The 23,141-nt window shown below is 71.8% G+C and carries 23 protein-coding genes, 2 tRNA genes and 1 pseudogene; 20 read left to right on the top strand and 6 right to left on the bottom strand.

The window, feature by feature from the left end:
• Positions 1–261: 261 nt before the first annotated feature.
• The 4 genes from ACFYX4_RS06100 to ACFYX4_RS06085 all read left to right on the top strand — a co-directional run bounded on the left by ACFYX4_RS06100 (position 262) and on the right by ACFYX4_RS06085 (position 6,640).
• On the top strand, positions 262–1,155 hold the full coding sequence (locus ACFYX4_RS06100) for an FAD binding domain-containing protein (RefSeq protein ID WP_389326468.1): 894 nt from the start codon (positions 262–264) through the stop codon (positions 1,153–1,155).
• Positions 1,152–2,993, top strand: a complete 1,842-nt coding sequence (locus ACFYX4_RS06095) for a 2Fe-2S iron-sulfur cluster-binding protein (protein WP_389326465.1) — start codon at positions 1,152–1,154, stop codon at positions 2,991–2,993. Before ACFYX4_RS06100 ends, ACFYX4_RS06095 begins: the two co-directional genes overlap by 4 nt.
• The gene (locus ACFYX4_RS06090) at positions 2,990–5,296 is read left to right on the top strand and encodes a xanthine dehydrogenase family protein molybdopterin-binding subunit (protein WP_389326462.1); all 2,307 of its coding nucleotides are present in this window, start codon (positions 2,990–2,992) and stop codon (positions 5,294–5,296) included. Before ACFYX4_RS06095 ends, ACFYX4_RS06090 begins: the two co-directional genes overlap by 4 nt.
• Before the next feature lie 207 nt (positions 5,297–5,503).
• A complete protein-coding gene (locus ACFYX4_RS06085; protein ID WP_389326459.1) occupies positions 5,504–6,640 on the top strand; it encodes an SUKH-4 family immunity protein in 1,137 nt (378 codons plus the stop codon).
• 31 nt (positions 6,641–6,671) lie between these two features.
• Here the strand turns inward: ACFYX4_RS06085 and ACFYX4_RS06080 are convergent.
• From ACFYX4_RS06080 to ACFYX4_RS06070, 3 genes and pseudogenes are all read right to left on the bottom strand, one after another.
• Positions 6,672–6,839: pseudogene (locus ACFYX4_RS06080) on the bottom strand (SAM-dependent methyltransferase); the annotation flags it as partial.
• Positions 6,840–7,134: 295 nt separating this feature from the next.
• Entirely contained in the window at positions 7,135–7,941 is an 807-nt protein-coding gene (locus tag ACFYX4_RS06075) for a hypothetical protein (protein ID WP_389326456.1), read from the bottom strand.
• A 2-nt stretch (positions 7,942–7,943) separates the two neighbouring features.
• Positions 7,944–8,789: a sigma factor-like helix-turn-helix DNA-binding protein gene (locus ACFYX4_RS06070; protein ID WP_389326453.1), complete on the bottom strand. Its 846-nt coding sequence runs from the start codon at positions 8,787–8,789 to the stop codon at positions 7,944–7,946.
• A 453-nt stretch (positions 8,790–9,242) separates the two neighbouring features.
• Between ACFYX4_RS06070 and ACFYX4_RS06065 the strand changes: the two genes are divergently transcribed.
• The 15 genes from ACFYX4_RS06065 (at position 9,243) to ACFYX4_RS05995 (ending at position 20,305) form a co-directional block, all read left to right on the top strand.
• A complete protein-coding gene (locus ACFYX4_RS06065) occupies positions 9,243–9,512 on the top strand; it encodes a DUF6284 family protein (protein WP_389326450.1) in 270 nt (89 codons plus the stop codon).
• The gene (locus ACFYX4_RS06060) at positions 9,509–9,961 is read left to right on the top strand and encodes a Pycsar system effector family protein (RefSeq protein ID WP_389326447.1); all 453 of its coding nucleotides are present in this window, start codon (positions 9,509–9,511) and stop codon (positions 9,959–9,961) included. Before ACFYX4_RS06065 ends, ACFYX4_RS06060 begins: the two co-directional genes overlap by 4 nt.
• Complete coding sequence (locus ACFYX4_RS06055; protein ID WP_389326444.1) at positions 9,958–10,812, top strand: protein spdB; 855 nt, start codon at positions 9,958–9,960, stop codon at positions 10,810–10,812. Before ACFYX4_RS06060 ends, ACFYX4_RS06055 begins: the two co-directional genes overlap by 4 nt.
• Positions 10,812–11,159: an RRQRL motif-containing zinc-binding protein gene (locus ACFYX4_RS06050; protein ID WP_389326441.1), complete on the top strand. Its 348-nt coding sequence runs from the start codon at positions 10,812–10,814 to the stop codon at positions 11,157–11,159. Before ACFYX4_RS06055 ends, ACFYX4_RS06050 begins: the two co-directional genes overlap by 1 nt.
• The gene (locus ACFYX4_RS06045; RefSeq protein ID WP_389326438.1) at positions 11,159–11,476 is read left to right on the top strand and encodes a hypothetical protein; all 318 of its coding nucleotides are present in this window, start codon (positions 11,159–11,161) and stop codon (positions 11,474–11,476) included. The genes ACFYX4_RS06050 and ACFYX4_RS06045 overlap by 1 nt, the downstream gene beginning before the upstream one ends.
• Entirely contained in the window at positions 11,470–11,787 is a 318-nt protein-coding gene (locus ACFYX4_RS06040; protein ID WP_389326435.1) for a hypothetical protein, read from the top strand. Before ACFYX4_RS06045 ends, ACFYX4_RS06040 begins: the two co-directional genes overlap by 7 nt.
• A gap of 83 nt (positions 11,788–11,870) precedes the next feature.
• A complete protein-coding gene (locus ACFYX4_RS06035; RefSeq protein WP_389326432.1) occupies positions 11,871–13,997 on the top strand; it encodes an ATP-binding protein in 2,127 nt (708 codons plus the stop codon).
• 205 nt (positions 13,998–14,202) lie between these two features.
• Complete coding sequence (locus tag ACFYX4_RS06030) at positions 14,203–14,673, top strand: hypothetical protein (RefSeq protein WP_389326429.1); 471 nt, start codon at positions 14,203–14,205, stop codon at positions 14,671–14,673.
• An 11-nt stretch (positions 14,674–14,684) separates the two neighbouring features.
• On the top strand, positions 14,685–15,134 hold the full coding sequence (locus tag ACFYX4_RS06025) for a hypothetical protein (protein ID WP_389326426.1): 450 nt from the start codon (positions 14,685–14,687) through the stop codon (positions 15,132–15,134).
• Positions 15,135–15,223: 89 nt separating this feature from the next.
• Complete coding sequence (locus tag ACFYX4_RS06020) at positions 15,224–16,108, top strand: hypothetical protein (RefSeq protein WP_389326423.1); 885 nt, start codon at positions 15,224–15,226, stop codon at positions 16,106–16,108.
• Complete coding sequence (locus tag ACFYX4_RS06015; RefSeq protein WP_389326419.1) at positions 16,105–16,998, top strand: bifunctional DNA primase/polymerase; 894 nt, start codon at positions 16,105–16,107, stop codon at positions 16,996–16,998. The genes ACFYX4_RS06020 and ACFYX4_RS06015 overlap by 4 nt, the downstream gene beginning before the upstream one ends.
• Complete coding sequence (locus ACFYX4_RS06010; protein ID WP_389326415.1) at positions 16,995–17,387, top strand: hypothetical protein; 393 nt, start codon at positions 16,995–16,997, stop codon at positions 17,385–17,387. Before ACFYX4_RS06015 ends, ACFYX4_RS06010 begins: the two co-directional genes overlap by 4 nt.
• Positions 17,384–18,532 carry a DUF3631 domain-containing protein gene (locus tag ACFYX4_RS06005; protein WP_389326412.1) on the top strand — a complete coding sequence of 383 codons (1,149 nt, stop codon included), beginning with the start codon at positions 17,384–17,386 and terminating at the stop codon, positions 18,530–18,532. Before ACFYX4_RS06010 ends, ACFYX4_RS06005 begins: the two co-directional genes overlap by 4 nt.
• A gap of 178 nt (positions 18,533–18,710) precedes the next feature.
• Complete coding sequence (locus ACFYX4_RS06000) at positions 18,711–18,944, top strand: helix-turn-helix domain-containing protein (RefSeq protein WP_389326409.1); 234 nt, start codon at positions 18,711–18,713, stop codon at positions 18,942–18,944.
• A gap of 83 nt (positions 18,945–19,027) precedes the next feature.
• Entirely contained in the window at positions 19,028–20,305 is a 1,278-nt protein-coding gene (locus tag ACFYX4_RS05995; RefSeq protein ID WP_389326406.1) for a tyrosine-type recombinase/integrase, read from the top strand.
• Positions 20,306–20,354: 49 nt separating this feature from the next.
• Here the strand turns inward: ACFYX4_RS05995 and ACFYX4_RS05990 are convergent, their stop codons facing one another.
• From ACFYX4_RS05990 to ACFYX4_RS05980, 3 genes are all read right to left on the bottom strand, one after another.
• Complete coding sequence (locus ACFYX4_RS05990) at positions 20,355–21,068, bottom strand: hypothetical protein (protein ID WP_389326402.1); 714 nt, start codon at positions 21,066–21,068, stop codon at positions 20,355–20,357.
• A 212-nt stretch (positions 21,069–21,280) separates the two neighbouring features.
• Positions 21,281–21,352: transfer RNA gene (locus ACFYX4_RS05985), tRNA-Cys, on the bottom strand.
• A gap of 18 nt (positions 21,353–21,370) precedes the next feature.
• Positions 21,371–21,468: transfer RNA gene (locus ACFYX4_RS05980), tRNA-OTHER, on the bottom strand.
• 202 nt (positions 21,469–21,670) lie between these two features.
• On the opposite strand from ACFYX4_RS05980, the gene ACFYX4_RS05975 reads away from it, so the two are divergent.
• Entirely contained in the window at positions 21,671–23,137 is a 1,467-nt protein-coding gene (locus tag ACFYX4_RS05975; protein ID WP_389326399.1) for an MFS transporter, read from the top strand.
• Positions 23,138–23,141 lie beyond the last annotated feature (4 nt).

The raw sequence follows: 23,141 nt of genomic DNA, 5'->3' as shown, positions 1-23,141 counted from the left end.
CAGTCCGACAGCCCGGCGGCGAGGAGGCCGCACGTCAGGGAGAAACCCGGCAGGGTCACCGAAGAGTGGCAATCCGAGCACACCGGCGATGCCGTGCGAAAACGGGCCATCTCGCTGGTGAGGCGGGCGAATGCCTCCTAGCGGACCCCCGCGTTCGAGCGTTGCGAAGATGTGCCAGAGTTGCCACGTCCGCCCTGTCAGCACGTACCGTACGGCAACACAGGCGGGACCAGGTGGGGCAGCGGGAAGGGGCAGCCGGTTTTGAGCACGCACGCACCGCAGGCGGCGCAGGCCGTCACGCTGCCCACGACACTGGACGAGGCCGTGGCGGCCCTCACGGCCCATCCCGCGGCCGTGCCGGTGGCCGGCGGCACCGACCTCATGGCCGCGGTCAACTCCGGCCAGCTCAGGCCCGCCGCCCTGGTCGGCCTCGGCCGGATCAGCGAGATCCGCGGCTGGCAGTACCAGGACGGCCACGCGCTGCTCGGCGCGGGACTCACCCATGCGCGTATGGGCCGCCCCGACTTCGCCGCCCTCATCCCCGCGCTCGCCGCCGCCTCGCGCGCCGCGGGACCGCCGCACATCCGCAACGCGGGCACCCTGGGCGGCAACATCGCCTCGGCCGCGCCCACGGGCGACGCGCTGCCCGTGCTGGCCGCGCTGGAGGCGACGCTGATCATCGCGGGCCCGGGCGGAGCCCGCCGCGAGATCCCGGTGTCGCATCTGCTGGCCGGCATGGAGATGCTGCGCGGCGGCGAACTCATCGGCTTCGTGCGCGTGCCGCTGCTGCACGCCCCGCAGGTCTTCCTGAAGGCGACCGGACGCACCGGCCCCGGGCGCGCCGCCGCCTCCGTCGCCCTCGTCCTCGACCCCGCCCGGCGCGGGGTCAGGTGCGCCGTCGGCGCCATAGCGCCGATGCCGCTGCGCCCCCTGGAGGCCGAGCAGTGGGTCGCCCGGCTCATCGACTGGGACAACGGCCGCACCATCGTCCCCGAGGCCCTGAACGCCTTCGGGGAGTACGTCGCGGCCGCCTGCATCCCCGACCCGGTCCCCGCCGAGGACGGATCCGTGCAACCGCTGCCGCCCGCAGTACTGCACCTGCGGCGCACCGTCGCCGCGCTGGCCCGACGAGCACTGGGGAGGGCGCTGTCGTGACCGACGACCAGCACGGACAAGGGCAGGGCGCGCCCCAGGGCGGAGGCCGCTGGGACCCGCTGCCCCAGGGCGACTACGACGACGGCGCCACCGCCTTCGTGAAGCTTCCCGAGGGCGGCATCGACGCCCTCCTCGCCGGACGCGGCGACAGCCCGCTCGCGGCCCCCGGACACGGGTACGTCCCGCCGCGGATCGCGGCGGCGCCCGACCGGCCCGACGCCGACGGGACCGGCACGGGCGCGTGGCCCGCCCCGGCCGGCGGCGCCGAGTGGCCGGACCCCGCGAGCGGCTCGACCGCGGGCGACGACCGGTTCTCGTACCACCCGGGCGCGACCGGGCAGTGGACGTTCGACGAGACCCCGGCTGCCCCCGCCCCCGGCCACGACGTGACCGGGCAATGGTCCATCCCCGTCGCGGGCGGCGACCTTCCCGACGAATCGGGCGAGTTCACCACCTCGTCCCTGGTCGAGCAGTGGGGCGGCACGCCCCCGGCCACCCTGCCCGGAGGCGCGGCCGCGCCCTGGGCGACGGCGCCCGCGCCGGACACGGTGAGCCCGTCGGCGCAGCCGTGGACGCGGGAGCCCGGCACTGCCGACGAGGCGGGCCGCGCGGCGGAGCGCGCGCGGTTCGCCGCGGACGCCGCCGCGTTCGCCCGTGAACTCCCGGCCGCCGAGGGCGGCGTGGACGCCGTGGAGCGCCGCGAGCCCGCCGACGGGGCCGACGACGCCCCCGGGGCCGCCGAGGGCGCTTACAGGCGCTCCGAGGGCCCGTACAGCGGCTCGGAGGGCGGCTACGGCGACCCGGAGCGCCTCTACGAGACCGAGACGGCCACCGGGGCCCGACGCGACACGGACGCCGCACGCGACGAAGACGCCGGATGGGACGAACGACCCGCACGCGAGTCGGACGACACAGGGGACGCAGGGGACGCCGAAGCCGCACGGGACGACGAACTCGTACGCGACGCGGAGCCCATAGGGGACGCGGAGGCCGCCGACGAGGGCCGCCCGTCCGCCGACCGGGACGCGACCGGGACGGCCGACGAGGGCCCGCGGACGGAGTCCGCCGCCCTCCGGTCCGAGGCCCCCGCCTCCGACGACGACACGACGTCGTCCACGCGCGTGGACGACGAGCACGGCACGGAACCGGGCACGGACCCCGCCGCCGGCCACGCGGCCGAGGCCCCGCCCTTCCACGAGGAACACCCCCTCGCCTCCTACGTCCTGCGCGTCAACGGCTCCGACCGCCCCGTCACCGACGCCTGGATCGGCGAGTCCCTGCTCTACGTCCTGCGGGAGCGCCTCGGACTCGCCGGCGCCAAGGACGGCTGCTCGCAGGGCGAGTGCGGGGCTTGCAACGTCCAGGTGGACGGCCGTCTCGTCGCCTCCTGCCTGGTCCCGGCCGTCACCACGGCCGGCAGCGAGATCCGCACCGTGGAGGGCCTCGCCGTCGACGGGCAGCCCTCGGACGTGCAGCGGGCGCTCGCCCGGTGCGGGGCGGTGCAGTGCGGTTTCTGCGTGCCCGGCATGGCGATGACCGTGCACGACCTGCTGGAGGGCAACCCCGCCCCCACCGAGCTGGAGACCCGCCAGGCGCTCTGCGGCAACCTGTGCCGCTGCTCCGGCTACCGGGGCGTCCTGCGGGCCGTCGAGGACGTCGTCGCCGAACGCGAGGCGCACGCCGCGGCGGACGCTGAGACGGACGGCGACGAGGCACGTATTCCCCATCAGGCGGGTCCGGGCGCGGGCGGCGTCCACCCGTCGGCGTTCGAGAACCCGGCACAGCCCCACCCGCACGACCCGGTGTACGGACAGGGCCAGGACGGAGGCCAGGCGTGAGCAACGAAGCAGCCACCGCGACGAGCCCCGCGGAGGCCGCCCCGGCCCCCGAGCCGCTCCCGCACGGCCTCGGCGCCTCGCTGCCACCGGCCGACGCCCGCGCCAAGACGGAGGGCACTTTCCCCTACGCGGCCGACCTGTGGGCCGAGGGCCTGCTGTGGGCGGCCGTGCTGCGCTCCCCGCACGCGCACGCGCGCATCGTGTCGATCGACACGTCCCACGCGCGTGACATGCCCGGCGTGCGGGCCGTCGTCACCCACGAGGACGTGCCCGGCAGCCCGCTGCACGGCCGGGGCAGGGCCGACCGCCCGGTGTTCGCCTCCGACGTCGTACGCCACCACGGCGAGCCCATCGCCGCGGTCGCCGCCGACCACCCGGACACCGCGCGCATGGCCGCCGCGGCCGTCATCGTCGAGTACGAGATCCTCGACCCGGTGATCGACCCCGAACTGGCCTTCGAGGCGGAGTCCCTGCACCCGGACGGCAACCTGATCCGGCACATCCCGCTGCACCACGGCGACCCGGGAGCGTCCGGCGAGATCGTCGTCGAGGGCCAGTACCGCATCGGCCGCGCCGACCCCGCCCCCATCGGCGCCGAGGCCGGACTCGCCGTGCCCCGGCCCGACGGCGGCGTGGAGCTCTACCTCGCCTCCACCGACCCGCACGCCGACCGTGACACCGCCGCCTCCTGCTTCGGGCTGACCGCCGATCGGGTGAAGATCGTCGTCACCGGCGTGCCCGGCGCCACCGCCGACCGCGAGGACCAGGGCTTCCAGCTCCCGCTCGGCCTGCTGGCCCTGAAGACGGGCTGCCCGGTGAAGCTGACGGCGACCCGCGAGGAGTCCTTCCTCGGCCACGCCCACCGCCACCCCACCCTGCTCAGATACCGCCACCACGCCGACGCCGAGGGCCGGCTCGTCAAGGTCGAGGCGCAGATCCTGCTCGACGCGGGCGCCTACGCCGACACCTCCGCCGAGGCCCTGGCCGCCGCGGTCTCCTTCGCCTGCGGCCCCTACGTCGTCCCGAACGCCTTCATCGAGGGCTGGGCCGTCCGCACCAACAACCCGCCCTCCGGCCATGTCCGGGGCGAGGGCGCGATGCAGGTCTGCGCCGCCTACGAGGCGCAGATGGACAAGCTGGCGAAGCGGCTCGGCGTCGACCCGGCGGAGCTGCGCCTGCGCAACGTCATGGCGACCGGGGACGTGCTCCCCACCGGCCAGTCGGTGACCTGCCCCGCGCCGGTCGCCGAACTCCTCCAGGCCGTCCAGGAGTTCCCCCTCCCGCCGCTGCCGAAGGACACCCCCGAGGAGGACTGGCTGCTGCCCGGCGGCCCCGAGGGCGCGGGCGAACCGGGCGCGGTGCGCCGGGGCGTCGGCTACGGCCTCGGCATGGTCCACATGCTCGGCGCGGAGGGCGCGGACGAGGTCTCCACGGCCACCGTCAAGGTCCAGGACGGCGTCGCCACCGTGCTGTGCGCGGCGGTGGAGACCGGGCAGGGCTTCACCACCCTCGCCCGTCAGATCGTCCAGGAGACCCTCGGCATCGACGAGGTGCACGTGGCGCCCGTCGACACCGACCAGCCGCCCGCAGGCGCGGGCTGCCGGGGCCGTCACACCTGGGTCTCCGGCGGTGCGGTGGAACGCGCGGCGAAGATGGTCCGCACGCAGCTCCTGCAACCCCTGGCCCACAAGTTCGGCATGTCCACCGAACTCCTCCAGATCACCGACGGCAAGATCACCTCGTACGACGGCGTCCTGTCGACCACCGTCGCCGAGGAACTGCACGGCAAGGAACTCTGGGCGACGGCCCAGTGCCGCCCGCATCCGACCGAGCCGCTGGACGGCGCGGGCCAGGGCGACGCCTTCGTCGGGCTCGCGTTCTGCGCGGTCCGCGCGGTCGTGGACGTCGACATCGAGCTGGGCTCGGTGCGGGTGGTGGAGCTGGCGGTCGCCCAGGACGTCGGCCGGGTGCTGAACCCGGCGCAGCTGACCGCCCGGATCGAGGCGGGCGTCACCCAGGGCGTCGGGATCGCGCTCACCGAGAACCTGCGCACCCCGCGCGGCCTCGTCCGCCACCCCGACCTCACCGGCTACGCCCTCCCGACGGCTCTGGACGCGCCCGACATCCGCATCGTGAAGCTGGTCGAGGAGCGGGACGTGGTGGCTCCCTTCGGCGCGAAGGCGGCCAGCGCGGTCCCGGTGGTGACGTCCCCGGCGGCGATCGCCTCCGCCGTCCGCGCGGCGACGGGCCGCCCGGTCAACCGCCTGCCGATAAGACCCCAGGCGGCGGTGGTGACGGGCTGAGGGGCTGACGGGGTGTCTGGCTGACGGGCCGGTGGGCGACCGGCTCCCGTGACGCACGGGCGGGAACGTGCGAGGGCGCTCCGACGTCTATCCGGTGCAGGACCCGTTGTCAGTGGTGCCGCGTAGTGTTCGAGGAAGTGGGACAGCGGCGGGCGCGGTGACGCGGCCTGCCGCCAGGACGGCACACTTCACGCACGGGGGAACCACATGGGCACGACCGGTACCGCCGCCGGCACGGCGGTGATCACCTTCACCGACACCGAGCTGGACCCGTACGTCACGCACGCGCCGACGCGCCGCTGGCTGACGGGCCCCGGACTGCCGGGCGTCGGCGGCCTGCTGACCTTCGACGCGCTGCGCGCGGACGGTCTGCGCACGGTGGCGGACTCGACGGACGACCCGGAGTGCCGCCTGGCGGCGGACCTGCGTGAACAGCTCGTCATAGGAGGCCTCGTCGGCCTGGACGGCCCGCAGACGGACTCGGTGCTGCTCGACGGCGCGACCGGGGAGGTCACGACGACGTGCTTCTTCCACGACCGCCTCGACCTGATGGACCGCCGCCCGCTCGCGCCGTCTCTGGAGACGCTCGTGCGCTTCGCGACGGCGGCGGACGAACTGGCCGCGCTGCGAGGCCAGTTCGCGGCCTACGCGGGCCGGTACGGCCGTGAGGCGGTGGCGGAGGCCTCGGCCCAGCTCCTCGCCCTGTACGAAGCGGGGTCGCACGGCGAGGTGCCGCCGTTCTGGCGCATCGCGGCGGTCATCCGCCCCCTCGCGCTGATCGCCGGCCCCGGCACCCGCTCGGGCCTCGCCCTGGACCTCCCGCCCCGCCTGCTGGACGAGGAGTTCGGCGCCCGTGCCGTCGTCCGCTTCGAGGACGTCGACCTCCCGTCCACGCTCACCCACGAGCCGACCCGCCGCTTCCTGCTGGAGGTGGGCCTGCCCGAGGAATGCGTCTGGTTCACCCTCGACACCGACGCCCCGCTCCCCGCCCTCACGGACCGCCTGTTCCGCCTGGGCAGCCTGCTGGAGGACACCGCCCTGGTCGTCGACGGCACCACGGGCGCGGTCTTCTCCTGGAGCGAGCCGGACGCGACCCTGCGCCCCCTGAACGCCGACATCTCGACCCTGGCCTTCACCCTCTGGCTGATCCACCGAGCCAGAACCCTGGACACCGACCACACCCTCACCGAGGCCTACGACCACCTCGCCACCACCCTGACCCACACCCTCAAATCCCTGGACCCCACCTCCACCGACCCCACACCGTCCACCCCGACCGACGACGGCTGGAGATATTGGCCGGGGGTGTTCGAGGACGAGGCGGGGGGCGGGCTTTACGCGTAGGTCGCGGACGGCGTACGGGGCCGGAGGCGACCTAGGAGAGCTCAGCGCCCGGCGCCCGTCCCATCGCCAGGAGATGGGAACTCGCGGCCAGCAGCTCCGGGTACGGTTCGGCGAGGCGGGCCGTGACCAGTGCCGAGCGGAACAGGTTGGAGTCGCTGAAGGATTCACCGGTGTTCCGCTCGGCCGCCGCCAGCACAGCACCGCTGGCGCGGACAAACTCAGACGGACGGCGAAAGGGCGGCACCCTTACCAGGGTGCCGCCCTTTCGTTTCGCCTGTTCAAGGCACTTGAGGCCGTGGCGGGAATCGAACCCACGTAACTCGCTTTGCAGGTTTGTCCGGGCTGGTCAGAGTCCGATCCGCTCCTGTTCAACCTCGTTCATTGCCGTACGCGCGTCCGAAGCGCGGACCGCCGTGAACGGCTTCGGACGGAGTTGAATGAGACGGAAACTGAGACGGAGTGAGACGGAAGACCGCCGCACAGAGCAGCCACGATCACCACTGACAGAAGGCCACGGCGGCATCGTCGCCGGACTTGTAGCGGGGCCATCGTTGGCCACTTGGATCGGTGGCCTCCACCTTCCGGACGGTGTCGATCAAACCTCTGGGTCCCGCGACTCGAAGCGTCGTGAAGACTTCGGGCCAGGTCGACATGGCGTAATCCGTCACGAGGCACGCCGCGCCGTCAGACAGCAGGGCTGCGGCGCGTACGTCGCCGGCGGGAACCGTGCCAGTCAGTGCCTGGTTCGCTGCCTCGGGATTGGCGGCCGCAACCCAGTATCCAGTGGCCGTATTGCGGGTTTCTCTCTGCGCAGCCACCAAGTTCCTCAGAGCCTGTTTGTGCCCCGCCGTATGGGTCTCGTGCCGAGCGACTTCGGCCTTCAACTCGGGAAGGACCTGATCCACTCGTAGATCCGTGATCACGGAAATGTCTTGGTGGCCATCGAAAATGATGGGGGAGTCCGCCAAAACTAGGTGATCAAGGAAGCCGTGTCGTTCCCGAAGTATTGCGACGGTGGCAGAGGGCGTACCGGGATTGCTGAGGTCGCACTGAGGGTGCAATGCCGCCACCCGTTCGAGCGCCCTTGCCAAGCCGACGGTCAGCGAAGTGTTCGGGTCTGCGAATGCGCTGACAATCTGACTGCCAAGGTGCGCCACATACCAGGGCACGCCATGCTCGCATCCCGTGTCTAGGCCCGCAGTGCTTAGACCGTCTAGCACGACGGCGAGCGCCGGCGTGCCAGCGACCCAATCCTCGTTGGGGGCCACTCCGCCGGGTTGTGTGTCGATCGCGACTCGCATGATCAACCTTCATGTCGGTACAACGGGGTAACGCGCCGACTCTCCAAGACGTCAAGTGTCTTCGGGTCGTAGCGGCAGGAAATCAGAGTGGAAAAGCGACGGGTGCGAACCTCTCGGTAGAGCTCTGCCAGGTTGTTTTCCAGGAAGTGAACGACTCCGTTCGCTCCAATGGCGTGGATACCTGCGATGTAGAGGAATGTCCCCTTCCCGTCCAGACGAGGGAGCCGGCCCAGGTACCCGACGTCACCAGCCGATCCGTCTTCATCCTGCGGGGATCGGTACTCCTTCCCCGCCACCTGGTCCACCAGGTGCCACGCGCTGTCCTTGGCAAACCGAAGGTTGTCGTCACCTTCGAGTACCTGCGCCACGATCGGAGAGAGGCGGGGCCCGCAGACCACGACGTGGTTTTCACGGTTGAGGTTCACGATCCCGGTGGGCGGGATCACCTCGTACTGGGTGTCCAGCTTCATGCCGCCCAACAGCTTCCGAAGGTGCTCGAAGTTGTTGAGGTCTTCCCGAGCGACGACCTCGTTGGGGCGCTGGTCGGGAGTCTTCCCTGCTTCGTACTTGCCGCCGAGGGACACCGTGACCAGGTCGGTGCCGAAGAAGGCGCGCTCTGGCGGGGGGCCGGCTGACGCGAGCTGTCCTACGCGTCCCCGGCTGACGCCTAGTCGCTTCGCGATCTCGGCTTGCGTCATGCCCGATGCCTGAGCCTCTTCGATCGCTTCCCGACGGATGCGCGACAGCTCGTTCACGTGGCTCTGGTACCGCGCCATCAGGTCGATTGCGCCTTTGGCGCGGTCAACGGGGTCTGTGATCCCGGAGACCTTCTCCATGTCGTCCTGCACGTCTCTCCCAACATCGCCTAGGGGGGCTATCGAACTCTACCGCGAGAGGGGGTTGCGCGCAGCCTCGGATTTGCCTACGGTACCTATCAAGCAAGGCGGCAACCCCCCCTAGGCAAGGCGGGGGTGGTTGAGCGCGGCTGCCTGACCTGCACGTATTGCGCCCGGAGGAAAGCCCGCAGGGGTGAGTACGAAGGAAGCGCAGGCCCTTTGACAACTGAATGGGGATCACGCCGCCTCTCCTCGGCCAAGTAGGCGGCCACGCGGGCTCACTCCCGTGTGAGGAACAGCGCAACTCAATCTCCGCAGCGCCTGCTGCGGCCGGTTGCCTCCGCTGCACGTCTCGTACGTGCAGCGCTGAGGGGAGCCGGATGTTCCGACTTCAACGGCGCGGTCCCGGTGCGGGAACACCGGGACCGCAGTAGGGCCGTTCCTGTAGGAGAGGAATCACGACCCATGAAGCACATCGGTGCACTTCAGGTGGTTGTTACCGCCAAGGGGTTCGACCGTGAGCCGACGCTCGCGGAGCTGGACGCGATCGAGCTGGAGTCTCCGCTGATCCTGGCGGAGGTCGACCTGTTGGACGCGCAGATCAAGGCCATGGACCGCCCCGTGAACGAGGTGGACGAGCGGCGGATCCGCCGGGCCCGGAACCGGGTGCTGGCCGCCCGCCGGACGCTGGCCAACCGCGCCACCGACACGATCGTGCCGGGCGGTGCCGCGTGAACGCCGGGACGCAGACGGCCCTCCAGGCCGCGCACGCCGAGGTGAAGGCGGAGATCACCCGCACGGACACGAAGACGGGGCTGTTGCTGGCATTCGTCGGCGCGGTCCTCGCCGGCGTCGCCACCCTCGCCCGCGACGTCCCGCTGACCGTTCCCGCCTGCGTCGCCGGCGGGCTCGGGATGGCCGTGCTCATCGGGGCGGCCGTGCTGCTGCTGCGGTCGACGCGGCCGAACCTGCGCGGCCGGCACGGCTTCCCGCTGTGGGCCACGCTCACCCCGGAGGAAATCACCGCCACCGTCAACGGCGGCGACCTCGCCGCCGACGTCGCCGGACTGTCCAAGCTGGCGGTCGCCAAGTTCACCTGCCTGCGCCGCGCGGTCGACGCCACCTGCGCCGGCGTCGCCCTGCTGATCCTGGCCGCCGTCCTCGCCCTGGCGGGTGCGGCATGAGGGCGAAGACCGCGCTGCCCGCCGTGGCGATGACCGCGGTGTCCATGGTGCTCACCCTCGCCGTGGTCGTGATGTGGCTCGGTGCGGTCATGCCGTGGCCGGTCGCGCTGATCGTTGGACTCGGCATCGACGGGGGATGGCTGGCCACCCTCGCCTACGAACGCCGTCTGGCCGCCCAGGGTGACCACAGCCGCACGGTCACCGCCGTGGGCTGGTCGTTCGGCCTCATCGCCGCCGGCGTCCTCATCGCGCACGCCCTCACCGCCGAGTCGTCGGCCGGCGCGTGGCTGGCCGTCGCCTGGCTCCCCATCGCGGCCAAGGCCCTGTGGCTGGTGCACGGCATGTGGGAGCGCACCGCGCTCACCCCCGCCGCCCTCGGAGCGATCCGTGGCATCCAGCAGGAGGCGCGCGACGAGGCGGCCGTGGCCCGCGCCCGGCTGCGCGCCGAGGCGGCCACCGAGGAGACGCGGCTGACGGCCGTGACGCAGGCGGGGGCGCGCGTCGCCCGCGTCCAGGCCAGGACCGCCGCCACCCTCGCCGCCGCCTGGTCGACGCTGGCGACGGCCCGCACCGGGGAGGACACCGGCAGGGCGCTGACCAGCGTGACGACCCCCGTCACGCCCGGCGTCACACCCCGCTGGGAACTCCCGGTGTGGGGGCCGACGGAGCCGGTTCCCGCGCTGGAAGCCGGGCCCGCGCTCACCGACGCGGAGCTTGACGCGCTGGTCGACCGGATCCGCCACAGCCAGACCCCGGCCCTGTCCTACCGCGAGATGGCCGCCCGCTTCCGCGCCACCGGCCACGCCGCCTCCGAAGTCCGCCTGCGCGCCGCGTGGAAGCGCGTCGCCTGATGGGCGCGCTGCCCGTGTTCCGGTGGCACCTGGCCCCGGACGGCTACGCCACCCGCCGCCAGCTCCGGGCGCGGAACCTGCGCCCCGGCGGACAGGACGTGGCCGCCCAGCTCGAACGGCCGCGCCGCCGCCGGCCCCCGCTGGTCGCCTACCTCTACCGCGTCGACCTCGCCAAGCCGGTACGGCCCATGACCCCCGCGAAGTGGGCGGCTCTGGCCAAGGCCAACGCCGCCCGCCGCGTCTGCCCCGCCTGCCGCCGCGACGCCGGATACGTCATCCCGCCGTCCCTCGGCACCTGCACGCCCTGCGCCTACCCCACCCCCGCCGAGCCCTTGAGGAGTTCCTGATGGGCAAGCCCGACACCCGCCGCCTCGACCGCGAGATCGAGAAGGCCACCCGCAAGCTGGAAGCGGTCCGCCGGGGCGAGATGTGGCCCCTGACCAGTTCGGAGCGGCGCGCCGTCCTCGGAGCGCTCGCCGGCGGCTCGTACCGCGTCCTGCGCGGCAAGAGCCCGGCCCGCGCCGAACAGCGCCTGGACTCCGTCTCCGAGCAGGCGGTCACCCGGCTGACGGCCGAGCTGACCGCGCTGCACATGGAGCGTCAGCGGATCGTGCGCGACCACGCCGCCGCCAAGGCCGCCAAGAAGGCCTCCCGCTGGTGGTGAACATTCCGCCCGCGAGCGGCCGTTGCCCGGCCGCGCACCCGGAAGACCCCACCCCGTGCGGCGGTGAGGTCGTGGTGACCGTGCTGGACCGCTTCAACGGCGGCGCGGACGGCTGCGAGCACCACGGTGCCCGCATGCTCGCCTCCCTCGACGGCGGACGCGTCTACGCCCTCCCGCACGCCGCGCCCGGTACGGCCATCCGCGTGTTCAAGGCCGCCGACGGCATCCGCCCGTTCTGCTGGCTGGACGGCCCGCGCACCGAGCCGTCCCAGCTCAGCCACCGCGAGAACCGCGCCCGTCACGGCCGCTGAACCACCCTCCTCCCCGCCCGGGTTGCCGGGCGGGGTGCCCTCAACTTCCCGCCCCGTCCAGGGCAGTCAGGAGTGCTCCCGTCATGGGTGACACCGTCGTCCACCTGCACAAGAACACCGCCCCGCCCGCCGAACCGGCCACCGTGACCACGCTGACCGTGGTCCCCGACCCGGCCCCGCCGGCACCCGTGCCGCTGTGGGTGCGCTCCGGGCGCGCGGTGAAGACCGCCGTCACGCACGAGAACACCCGCACCGCCGGCCGCGCGGTCGCCCGGCACGGCCTGTACGTCCTCGGCGGAGCGAGGATCGTGGGCCGCCGCACGTGGGACGGCAAGACCGCCGCCCGCTACGAGCGGTTCATGCGCGCGGCGGAAGCCGCGGGCGACATGGACGCGGCGATGGAGTGGGAGGAGCGTGCCCAGCGCTACCGCGACGCCCGGCACCGCCGCCGCATGGACCTGCTCCACTCCCCGGTGGACGCGGCCAAGGGGGTCGCGGTCACCACCGGCATGGGCATCGGCTCCCTGGTCGCCCTCGGGGTCGTCATGGCGATCGCCACCAAAGACGTGACCGACGTCGTCACGCCGCTGATGGCCACGGTGGACTTCATCAACCTCCTCATCACCATCGTGCAGGTGGTGTGGGGCCCGCTCATCTCCCTCGGGCCGTTCCTGGCCCTGCTCGCACTGTGGGCGGTCGGCCAGCATCAGCAGGCCGCCCCCGCGTGGGCGATGCCCGCGAACGTGCGCAACGGCGAGGGCGAGCCGATCACCCCGTCCATCGTGGTCAAGGCCCTGCGCGACCTCGGCGTGCCCGCGCTGCGCAACGCCATCAAGGAGATGGGCGACGCCGGCGCGTCCATGCTCGGGCCGATCCGGATCGCCGGATGCGGCGTCGAGGTCGACGTCACCCTGCCCTCCGGGGTGGCCACCAACGAGGTGCAGGCCAAGCGTCGCAAGCTCGCGGAGAACCTCTCCCGGCACGAGCACGAGGTGTTCATCACCATCCCGGAGGCCGCGCGCACGGTCCGGCTGTGGATCGCCGACTCCGGGGCGCTGGACGAGCCGATCGGCCCCTCGCCGCTGGTCACGGACGAGTCGATGACCGCCGACTACGTCAAGGGCAAGGCCCCGTGGGGGCAGGACCTGCGCGGCGACGCGGCATCGCTGAGCCTGTATCAGCGGCATCTGCTGATCACGGGTCTGTCGAACCAGGGCAAGACCGCGTCGCTTCGGGCGCTGGCGCTGTGGGCCGCGCTGGACAGGCGGATCGAGTTTCGGGTCGCCGATCTGAAGGGCGTGGGCGACTGGGCCATGTTCGACGGCTTGGCCACGGTGCTGATTCAGGGTCCGACGGATGAGCACGTGATCGAGGCGACCGAGATGGTCGAGGACGCCTTGGACGAGATGAACCGCCGGATCGAGGAGCGCCGGCTCGACCCCGGCGCGGTGTTCGATCCGCTGATCTGCATCGTGGACGAGGCGCAGGTGGCGTTCATGTGCCCGGCCGTGGACGACCAGAAGCGGCCCTACGGCGGCTCCAAGGCCACGTCCCGGTACTTCATGGGCGTCCGCAAGATCCACAACCAGGGGCGTGCGGTCGACGTGCTGATGTGGCAGGGCACGCAGGACCCCACCGACCAGAACCTTCCCAAGCTGGTCCGTGAGGGAGCGCACACCCGCGCCTCGCTCGCGCTGGGCACCGAGTCGCAGGCCGTCATGGCGCTGGGGGAGAAGGCCGTCAACGGCGGGGCCGCGCCGCACCTGCTGCGGCAGGGCCTGGACAAGGGAACTCTGGTCGTGGCCTCCGACGGGATCGAGATCCCCAAGGGGCAGTCGTCTCTGACGGTGCGCACGCACTACATCGACGACGACGAGGCCAAGGCCATCACCGACCGCGCCAAGGCCATCCGCGACGGCGTCACCACCCTGCGCAGCATCGACCGGGACGAGGAGCGCGACCCGCTCGCCGACATCTTCACCGTCCTCGGCGACGAGAAGCGGGTGCTCACCCAGGACGTCATCAAGCGGCTCGCCGCACTGGCCCCGGGTGCCTACAACGACTGGTCGTTCGGCGACCTCACCCGCGTCCTGGACGCCGACGGCATCGAGGCGAAGAAGTCGCACGGCCGCATGGTCGTCCGCACCGAGGACGTCACCCGCGCCCTCGCCGACCGCGACGCCGACGGTTCCGCTTCCGCCTCCCAGTAGCGGGGAGGCGCGCCCTCCCGTGCCGGGGAGGCGGGGAGAACTCCCCAACCGCCTCCCCACCCCTGCCTCCCCCGCCTTGATCAGCGAAAACACCCGATTGGGGAGGTGGGGAGGCGCGCAGGTCAGCACCCCCGAAACCCCCTCCGCAGCGCCCCCGGCAGGGGGTGTCCCTGCCTCCCCGACCAAGCACCGGAAGGGATTCCGCATGTACCCCGACCACACCCACCGTCCGCCCGCGATACGGGCCCCGGAAGTCCACCGGCCCACCCCGATCGCCCCCGCCCACGTGGCCTTGGCCGCGCCGCTCGCCCCGGTGCAGCCGCACGACGTGCCGGCGGTCGCGAGCGTCGTCCTGCCCGACGGCCGCGTCGTCACCGGCTACGCCGTCCCCACCCACCACGCCGCGCCGCACGTCGCCAAGCCGGCCGTCTCGCGGACGGCGGTGAACGTCGCCCTCGGCGGCGTCGGGTTCCTCGCCGTCTGCGGCGGACTACTGCTGCTCACCACGTTCATCGCCGCGCTCGCCGCGCTCATCACCCAGCTCATCACCCTCGCCGCCGTCGTCTTCGGCGGCTGGATCGCCGTGCAGATCTTCAACGGACGCGACCACGGCGAGCACGGAACGACGGTCCACATCCGCAAGGCCACCTTCAAGCGCAACCACTTCCACGGCTGACAGGAGCCCCTGTGTTCGAGATCCGCGTCATCTGCGACCCCACCGACACCGACCGCGTCACCACCGCGCTGGAGACCGCGTTCAAGGCCGGCCGCGTCACCGTCCGCCCTGCCCGCGATGGCCACCGTGTGCGCCTCTACCTCGACGCCGACCACGCCGACGTCTGGCCCGACCCCGAGCAGGCCTACGCCACCGCCCCCAGCATCCACAGCGAACTCGACTGGATCGCCCGCACCCTCAACACCGCCAAGTGCTTCACCGCGATGGAACGGGACTACTACCTGCGCAAGGCCGCCGTCCTCGACCGGATCGCCCTCACCGACGGAGCCGACCGCCGCGACGACGACACCGCCCACACCGCGGCCGTGTTCCTGGTCGACCTCGACGACGCCCACGCCGATCGCAAGCCGCGCGCCTACGTCCGCCAGCAGTACGCCCTTATGACCACCCGCGACCAGTAGCTACGCCAAGGGCGGCCCCCACCTCTCGCCAAAGAACGCGGGGCCGCCCTTGCCAGCCAGAACCCATCAAGGAACTGGAGAAGACCAGCATGACGCAACCCACCACCGTCCGGCGAGCCTTACCGCCGGCCATCCAGACCCCGCCCGCGGGAGCTCCCGCCGCGGGCGAGATGCGGTTCTACCTGACCACCCACAAGCGGCACTGGCTGCGCCTCACCGATGTGCCGCTGTTCCTCAAGTCGGAGCACTTCGACCGTGCCGTCAAGTGGGACGAAGCCCGCGGCCCCTACGCCATCGACTCGGGCGGCTTTATGGAGCTGAAGGACAAGGGCACATGGACCCGCCCGCCCCGACGGTACGTCGATGACCTGCGCCGCATCTGGGAGCACGTCGGCCCCTACGACTGGGCCGCCCCGCAAGACTGGATGTGCGAGAAAGCGATCATCGAGGGCGGCTGGTTCGGCGGTCAGTACTTCGTCGGCACCCATCTCAGCGTCGCCGAACACCAGCGCCGCACCGTGGCCAACTTCCTCGAACTGCGCTCCCTCGCCCCCGATCTGCGCATCGCCCCCGTGATCCAGGGGGACACCATCCCCGCCTACGAGCGGTGCGTGGAGCTGTACGAGAAGGCGGGGGTGGACCTGCGGGCCGAACCGGTCGTCGGGCTGGGCTCGGTGTGCCGGTTGCAGTCCACCCGCCAGGGGGCCGCGATCGTCACGGCCATGGCCGCGCACGGCTTCAAGCTGCACGGCTTCGGCTTCAAAATCCTCGGCCTGGAACGCGTCGGTCACCTGCTCGCCTCCGCGGACTCCGCCGCCTGGAGCTCCCACGCCCGCCGCCGGCCCCCGCTGCTCGGCCACACGCACAAGAACTGCGCCAACTGCATCGACTACGCCCTGAAGTGGCGCGAGCGCGTCATCAACGCCATCCCCACCCACCACCAGATGCTCCTGACCGACCGGAGCGCCGCATGAACCAGACCCTCCTGAACGCTGCCCTGACCGCCGCGGAACGCGGCTGGCACGTCTTCCCCCTGCGCCCGGGCACCAAGCGGCCCGCCCTGCACGGCGAGTCCGCGTGCCCCCGCACCGGCCCCTGCACCCACGGGCATCTGAAGTGGGAGCAGCGTGCCACCACCGACCCGGACCGCATCCGCGCCACCTGGTCGCACGGGGTGTTCAACGTCGGCATCGCCACCGGCCCCTCCGGACTGGTCGTCATCGACTTGGACGTGCTGAAGGACAAGGGCAGTTCGGACGCGCCTGACGGCGCGACGACCTTTCGAGCGCTCTGCGAGCGCGCCGGCCACGCCGTCCCCGCCACCTACCGGGTGCGGACCGCGAGCGGCGGTGAGCACCTGTACTTCACCGCCCCCGCCGGCGTCCGCCTGCCCAACACGGCAGGCGCGATCGGGGAGTTGGTCGACACCCGGGCATGGGGCGGATACGTCGTCGCCGCCGGATCCCTCACCCCCGCCGGACCGTACGAGGCGCTGTGCGGCCCTGAGACGGCCGTACTGCCCGGATGGCTGCAATGCATCCTGCGACCGGCCCCCAAGCCGTCTCAGGCCCCCTCGATGACCGTAGCGGGGCAATCCCGCCGATATGCGGATGTAGCGCTCACCGCCGAGACGCGGAACGTCGCCACGGCCCAACCCGGGGCGCGGGAAGGGACGTTGTTCCGCGCCGCCCGCGCCCTGGGACGCTTCGTCGCGTGGGGCGACCTCCCCCGGCACGTGGTGGAGCAGGCTCTTCAGGAGGCGGGGGAGGCGGCCGGACTCACCGTCGCCGAGTGCCGCTCCACCCTCCGCAGCGCCCTCAACTGGTCCATCGCCCACAACCAGACCCGCCGAGGCGCGGCATGAGCGCCCCGGCCCGCCCCCCTCTGAAGAGCATCACCCCCACCCCGACCGGGTTGCATGCCGCTCCACAGGCTGTGGACACGACGGCCGTCGGCGCGCCGACGGTCGCCGCCCGTAAGGGCGTCCCCGTTGCTGTTGGCAGTGACCCGACGCCCGAGTGCCCTGGGATCCGCATCTACGCCCCGCCGGTCTACCGGCACCCCCATGACGGGGCCCGCTGGTCCAAGCGCTACGGCGACACCCCCAGCGCCGCCTACGCCTGCCCATGCGGTCACATCGCCACCGCCACCGGCCAAAGGGCCGTGGCCGATCTGGTCACCGACTACGCGGCCCACAAGCACTTCTGCACCGGCACCCCCGCCGCGCCGACCGAACGGAGGACCGCCGCATGACCCCGCCCGCCATCGACGGCGCTGCCCTGCTGGACGAGGTGGAAGCCTTCCACCGTCGCTTCAACGTCTTCCCCACCGACGCCGCGTTCGTCGCGGTCGCCCTGTGGGACGCGCACGCCCACCTGCTCGACTGCTTCGACTCCACCCCCCGCATCGCCTTCCTGAGCCCGGAACCGGGGTCGGGCAAGACACGGGCGCTGGAGATCGTGGAAACCCTCGTGCCGCAGCCGATGACGGCCGTGAACGCGTCCGCCGCCGCCCTGTTCCGGTCCGTCTCCGGGCCCGGCGGCAAGCCCACGATCCTGTTCGACGAGATCGACACCGTCTTCGGCCCCAAGGCCGGCGACAACGAGGAGTTGCGCGGGTTCCTCAACGCCGGACACCGCCGCACCGGAGTCACCTACCGGTGCATCGGCGACGGCGGCAACCAGACCGTCCAGGCGTTCCCCTCGTACTGCGCGGTCGCGGTCGCCGGACTCGGCTCGCTGCCCGACACGATCCTGACCCGCTCCGTCATCATCCGCATGCGCCGCCGGGCCAGGAACGAGAAGGTCGAACCCTTCCGGGCCCGCATCCACGAGGCGGAGGGGCACAAGCTGCGTGACCGGCTCGCCGCATGGGCGGAGCAGGTACGAGGGTTCGTCATGGGGGCGTGGCCGGACATGCCCGACGGAGTCGCCGACCGCCCGGCCGACGTGTGGGAACCGCTCCTCGCCATCGCCGACGCCGCCGGCGGCGACTGGCCCGAGCGGGCACGGGAAGCCTGCCTGACCGTGGTCAAAGCCTCCCGCGCCAACGACAAGGGAAGCCTGGGCGTGCGGCTGCTGACCGACCTGCGCGACCACGTCATGGTCGGCATCGACCGCCTCCCCACCGTCGCCATCCTCGACCGGCTCAACGCCATGGACGACGCCCCCTGGGCCGACCTCGGCGGCAAACCGCTCGACAACCGGCGTCTGTCCAAGATGCTCGCCGAGTACATGACGGCCGACAACGAGCCGATCACCTCCCGCAACATCAAGGCCGCCGGCAGCGTCCTCAAGGGCTACTACGCCACCGACCTCTGGGACGCGTGGGCCCGCTACTGCCCCCCACCCCCGGAAAGTCCGCTACCTCCGCTACCGGGCATGGAAAACGCTGCTTGACCAGCAGCGATGTGGTAGCGGCAAGCGCCGGACTCTGCCGCTACCGCGCCGCTACCCATCCGCTACCGCTACCCCTTCCCGCTACCTCGAACAGGCTCCTGACCTGCACGGTAGCGGCGGTAGCGGAAGTAGCGGCCCTCAGAGGTACCCCCGAAGGATCGCCACCGAGGAGACCCGCATGGGCACCACCATCCTGGACACCGCTCGACCCGCCGAGGCCAGCAGCCCGGCCCCCGTTCTGTTGACCGTCAAAGAGGCCGCGCGCTGCCTTCGCATCGGCCGAACCACCTGCTTCGCCCTCATCCGCACCGGGGAGCTGGAATCCCTGATGGTCGGCGGACTGAGGCGCGTCCCCGCCGACGCCCCGGCCGCCTACCTCGCCCGCCGTCGCGCCGAACAGCAGGCGGCCTGACCTACCCCTCTCGCCGGAGCGCTGCCCACGCGGGGTGGCGCTCCGGCCGTTTTCGCTCGCCTCGACCTCAAGGGAGTCCGCCTGTGGCGGAAGACAAGAAGCGCACCCGCCAGCCCAACGGCCGCAGTTCCATCTATCAGGGCAGTGACGGCAAGTGGCACGGCCGCGTCACGGTTGGCATCCGAGACGACGGCACCCCGGACCGCCGCCACGTCGAACGGAAGACCCGCGCCGAAGCGACGGCCGCCGTACGCGAGTTGGAGAAGCAGCGCGACGCCAAGACGGTGCGGAAGCCGGGCAAGGCGTGGACAGTCAGGACGTGGCTGACGCACTGGATCGAGAACGTTGCGCCCCTCGCCGTCAACGACAACACCATGGTCGGGTACCGCGTCGCCGTGCGGAGGCACCTGATCCCCGGTTTGGGGGCTCACCGTCTCGACCGGCTCAAGCCCGAGCACATCGAGGTGTTCTACGCGAACATGCAGGCCAACGGCAGCAAGCCGGGGACCGCCCACCAGGTGCACCGCACCTTCCGGGCCGCCCTCAATGAAGCCGTACGGCGAGGGCATCTCGGCAAGAACCCCGTTCAGTTGGCCAAGGCCCCGAAGACGGGGGAGTACGAGGTGGAGCCCTACAGCGTCCAGGAGGTACAGCGGTTGCTCAAGGCCGCTGACCGGCATCGCAACTCCGCACGGTGGGCCGTTGCCCTTGCCCTCGGACTGCGCCAGGGCGAGGTGTTGGGGCTGAAGTGGGAGGACGTGGACCTTGAGGGTGGGTTCCTCGTTGTCCGCCGTAGTCGCCACCGGCCGCAGTACGCCCACGGATGCGCGGAGCCCTGCGGACGCAAGGCGGCAGGGTACTGCCCGCAAAGGCGGCGAACCAACCTGGAGTTGTCCACCACCAAGTCCCGCGCCGGCCGTCGTGCGGTCGGTCTCCCCGAACAGCTCGTTGACCTGCTTGGCGCGCACCTCAAGGCGCAGGAAGCGGAGCGGCGGGCGGCGGGGAAGCGGTGGGAAGAGAACAGCTTGGTGTTCCCGGACGAGCACGGCCGTAGCCCGTCCCACCGTCGAGACTGGGCAGAGTGGAAGTCTCTTTTGGCGGAGGCGAAGGTTCGTGACGGGCGTCTGCACGACGCGCGCCATACCGCCGCGACGGTGCTGCTCATCCTCGGTGTCCCCGAGCGGGCGGTCATGGGGCTCATGGGGTGGTCGACGACTGCCATGGCCGCTCGATATCAGCACATGGTCGACGCGGTACGGACGGACATCGCGAGGCAGGTGGACGGCCTGATCTGGAAACCCGAGACTGACCGGTCCGACGGGGACGACGGGGCGGCTGGTGCCTTCGCACCGGCCAACTGAGCCGGGTGAGCAAGGGGCGGCACCCCTGTGGGTGTCGCCCATGTTCTGATCAGTTCAGGCCTTGAGTGAAGTCAAGATTCAGCGGCTGAGTCAGGGGTTCCTCTGCCAAGCCGGTGAGCGGGACTTCGTTGGTGACAATCTCAAACGCGAAGGAGTCGATCCAAAGACATCCACTGCCGCTCAGAAACGCACCAAGGGCGATCTCCTCTCCTTCTGGAGGGACATCTAGGACAATTTCTCTCCGCACCCAACCGCTTGTTCCACTCAGCTTTCGGCTCTCGGTTGCGGTGTTCTCGAAAGCGATGAACTTCCCGCGGGCGTCGACGCGCAGCCATATTGCGGCCTGTTGGGCCACATCCTTCGTCCGCATGACGGCTGAGAGCCTAACCCGCTTCCCTACGTAGTCGTCAGCCCGGAAGGCCTGCATGAGACCGCCGAAGTCTCGCGGGCTCTGCTGCGCGCGGATGAACGCACTTGCGGTTCCCGACTGGTGTACCTGGCTGTCGAGGCCGTAGGTGTAGTCCTCAGCCCGGCCTCCGGTGACGTACCACCCTTTGGGGAGGTCTGCTGAGTCGAATTCCGGGTCGGGTTGCGTGGTGGATTCGGCGAGCAGTTTCGTGGTTTCGGCTCTGGTTCGCTCCGCCTCCGCTTCGAGCTTGCGTGCTTCGGCCCGCGTGCGTGGTCGCGTCGTTACGTAGGTGATGAGCGCGACCGCTGCGCCTCCGACCCCGGAACTGATGATGGCGGACAGCGGCACGTCCATGGTCCCCCCGGATCGCGTGACCTTACCTGCCGATTGGCAGATGGTCTCATGGCTGCGCTCGGCGAGACAGGCCGAACCCTGGTTCAGGGTGCGGTGCGGCCAGCGCGATCGTGCTAGCCGACTGGGACTGAGACGGAGAGTGAGACGGACGTATGAAAGGGCGGCACCCTCGGAGGGTGCCGCCCTTTCCTTTTGCCTGGTCAAGGCACTTGAGGCCGTGGCGGGAATCGAACCCACGTAACTCGCTTTGCAGGCGAGTCCCTAAACCACTCGGGCACACGGCCAGTCGGTACTGCTTGTCACGGCCGTGGTGGGGATCGGACCCGCGTAACTCCCCGCGAGCGGAGCTCGCTATCGGGTGCAGCGCGGGCGAGTCCCTGAACCACTCGGGCACACGGCCAGTCGGTACTGCGTGTATTGACCGTAGAGGGCGGAGCCGGCCCCGCTCAAGGGAATCGGGGCGGGTGCAACAGGACTGCCATACGCCGTTCATGGAAGGGCGGGGGTGGGTGGGAGGGCAGGGGGGTGTACGACCAATGGTGCAGGGTGGGTCCGTCTTCGGACAGGGGTCAACGGGGGGTGTGGACCTTACTCTGGCGGGCATGGCCCTCCTCGAACCGCGCGACTCCGGTGTCGCCGACGCGTCCCCCGCCGCCGAGCCGTCCGACGGTGAGACCGTGCTCGGGCGGTCGTATCGGGCGCTGAGCGTCGGGATCGTCTCCGTCGTGCTGCTGATCGCATTCGAGGCGACCGCCGTCGGGACGGCCATGCCGGTGGCGGCGCGGGAGCTGGACGGCGTCGCGTTGTACGCGTTCGCGTTCTCGGGGTACTTCACGACCAGTCTGTTCGGGATGGTGCTGTCCGGGCAGTGGTCCGACCGGCGAGGCCCGCTCGGGCCGCTGACCTGCGGGATCGCCACCTTCGCGGCGGGGCTGCTGCTGGCCGGGACCGCCGGGGCCATGTGGCTGTTCATCCTGGGGCGGGCCGTGCAGGGGCTCGGCGGCGGGCTGGTGATCGTCGCCCTGTACGTCGTCGTGGGGCGGGCCTACCCCGAGCGGCTGCGGCCCGCGATCATGGCGGCGTTCGCGGCCGGCTGGGTCGTGCCGTCCATCGTCGGGCCGCTCGCGGCGGGGGCGGTGACCGAGCATCTCGGGTGGCGGTGGGTGTTCGTCGGGATACCCGCCCTCGTGGTGTTCCCGTTGGCGCTCGCGCTGCCGCAGATACGCCGGCGGGCGGCGGGCCCGGTCGGCGGGGCCGAGGGGGGCCGCGAGGGTTCCTCCTTCGATCGGCGGCGGATCCGTCTCGCCCTCGGGATCTCCCTCGGCGCCGGCCTGCTCCAGTACGCCGCGCAGGACCTGCGGCCCCTGTCCGTGCTGCCCGCCGCCGCGGGCGTCGCGCTGCTCGTGCCGGCCGTGCTGGGGCTGCTGCCCCGCGGCACCTACCGGGCCGCCCGCGGGCTGCCCTCGGTCGTGCTGCTGCGCGGCGTCGCCGCGGGCTCCTTCATCGCCGCCGAGTCGTTCGTGCCGCTGATGCTGGTCACCCAGCGGGGCCTGAGCCCGACCCTCGCCGGGTTCTCCCTCGCCGCCGGCGGGGCGACCTGGGCGCTGGGGTCGTGGGTGCAGTCCCGGCCGCGGGCGGAGCCGTACCGGGAGCGGCTGATGACCCTCGGAATGGTGCTGGTGGCCGCCGCCATCGCCGGCGCGCCGAGCGTGCTGATCGACGCCGTGCCCGCCTGGGCCGTCGCCGTCGCCTGGACCTTCGGCAGCTTCGGGATGGGGCTGGTGATCTCCTCCAGCAGCGTGCTGCTGCTCAAGCTGTCCGCCCCGGAGGAGGCCGGCACGAACTCCGCCGCGCTCCAGATCTCGGACGGGCTCTCCAACGCGATCCTGCTGGCCGCGGGCGGCGCGGCCTTCGCGGCGCTCGGCGGCGGAACGGTCAGCCACGCGGCCCACACGGCCACGGAGGCCTCCGCCTCACACCCGGCCGCCTTCGCCGCCGTGTTCCTGCCGATGGCGGGGGTGGCGTTGGTGGGGGCCTGGGTGACGAGGCGGCTGAAGGCAGCCCCCTGAACGG

The organism is Streptomyces sp. NPDC002328, from assembly GCF_042890065.1.
Classification (GTDB): Bacteria; Actinomycetota; Actinomycetes; order Streptomycetales; family Streptomycetaceae; genus Streptomyces.
This window is presented reverse-complemented; position numbering and strand designations above follow the sequence as displayed.

Excerpts from the sequence above, each read along its gene's own strand:
- ACFYX4_RS06085 (WP_389326459.1), top strand. The coding sequence starts at position 5,504 with ATGGGCACGACCGGTACCGCCGCCGGCACGGCGGTGATCACCTTCACC.
- ACFYX4_RS06075 (WP_389326456.1), bottom strand. The coding sequence starts at position 7,941 with ATGCGAGTCGCGATCGACACACAACCCGGCGGAGTGGCCCCCAACGAG.
- ACFYX4_RS06065 (WP_389326450.1), top strand. The coding sequence starts at position 9,243 with ATGAAGCACATCGGTGCACTTCAGGTGGTTGTTACCGCCAAGGGGTTC.
- ACFYX4_RS06055 (WP_389326444.1), top strand. The coding sequence starts at position 9,958 with ATGAGGGCGAAGACCGCGCTGCCCGCCGTGGCGATGACCGCGGTGTCC.
- ACFYX4_RS06050 (WP_389326441.1), top strand. The coding sequence starts at position 10,812 with ATGGGCGCGCTGCCCGTGTTCCGGTGGCACCTGGCCCCGGACGGCTAC.
- ACFYX4_RS06045 (WP_389326438.1), top strand. The coding sequence starts at position 11,159 with ATGGGCAAGCCCGACACCCGCCGCCTCGACCGCGAGATCGAGAAGGCC.
- ACFYX4_RS06035 (WP_389326432.1), top strand. The coding sequence starts at position 11,871 with ATGGGTGACACCGTCGTCCACCTGCACAAGAACACCGCCCCGCCCGCC.
- ACFYX4_RS06030 (WP_389326429.1), top strand. The coding sequence starts at position 14,203 with ATGTACCCCGACCACACCCACCGTCCGCCCGCGATACGGGCCCCGGAA.
- ACFYX4_RS06020 (WP_389326423.1), top strand. The coding sequence starts at position 15,224 with ATGACGCAACCCACCACCGTCCGGCGAGCCTTACCGCCGGCCATCCAG.
- ACFYX4_RS06015 (WP_389326419.1), top strand. The coding sequence starts at position 16,105 with ATGAACCAGACCCTCCTGAACGCTGCCCTGACCGCCGCGGAACGCGGC.
- ACFYX4_RS06010 (WP_389326415.1), top strand. The coding sequence starts at position 16,995 with ATGAGCGCCCCGGCCCGCCCCCCTCTGAAGAGCATCACCCCCACCCCG.
- ACFYX4_RS06005 (WP_389326412.1), top strand. The coding sequence starts at position 17,384 with ATGACCCCGCCCGCCATCGACGGCGCTGCCCTGCTGGACGAGGTGGAA.
- ACFYX4_RS06000 (WP_389326409.1), top strand. The coding sequence starts at position 18,711 with ATGGGCACCACCATCCTGGACACCGCTCGACCCGCCGAGGCCAGCAGC.
- ACFYX4_RS05990 (WP_389326402.1), bottom strand. The coding sequence starts at position 21,068 with ATGGACGTGCCGCTGTCCGCCATCATCAGTTCCGGGGTCGGAGGCGCA.
- ACFYX4_RS05975 (WP_389326399.1), top strand. The coding sequence starts at position 21,671 with ATGGCCCTCCTCGAACCGCGCGACTCCGGTGTCGCCGACGCGTCCCCC.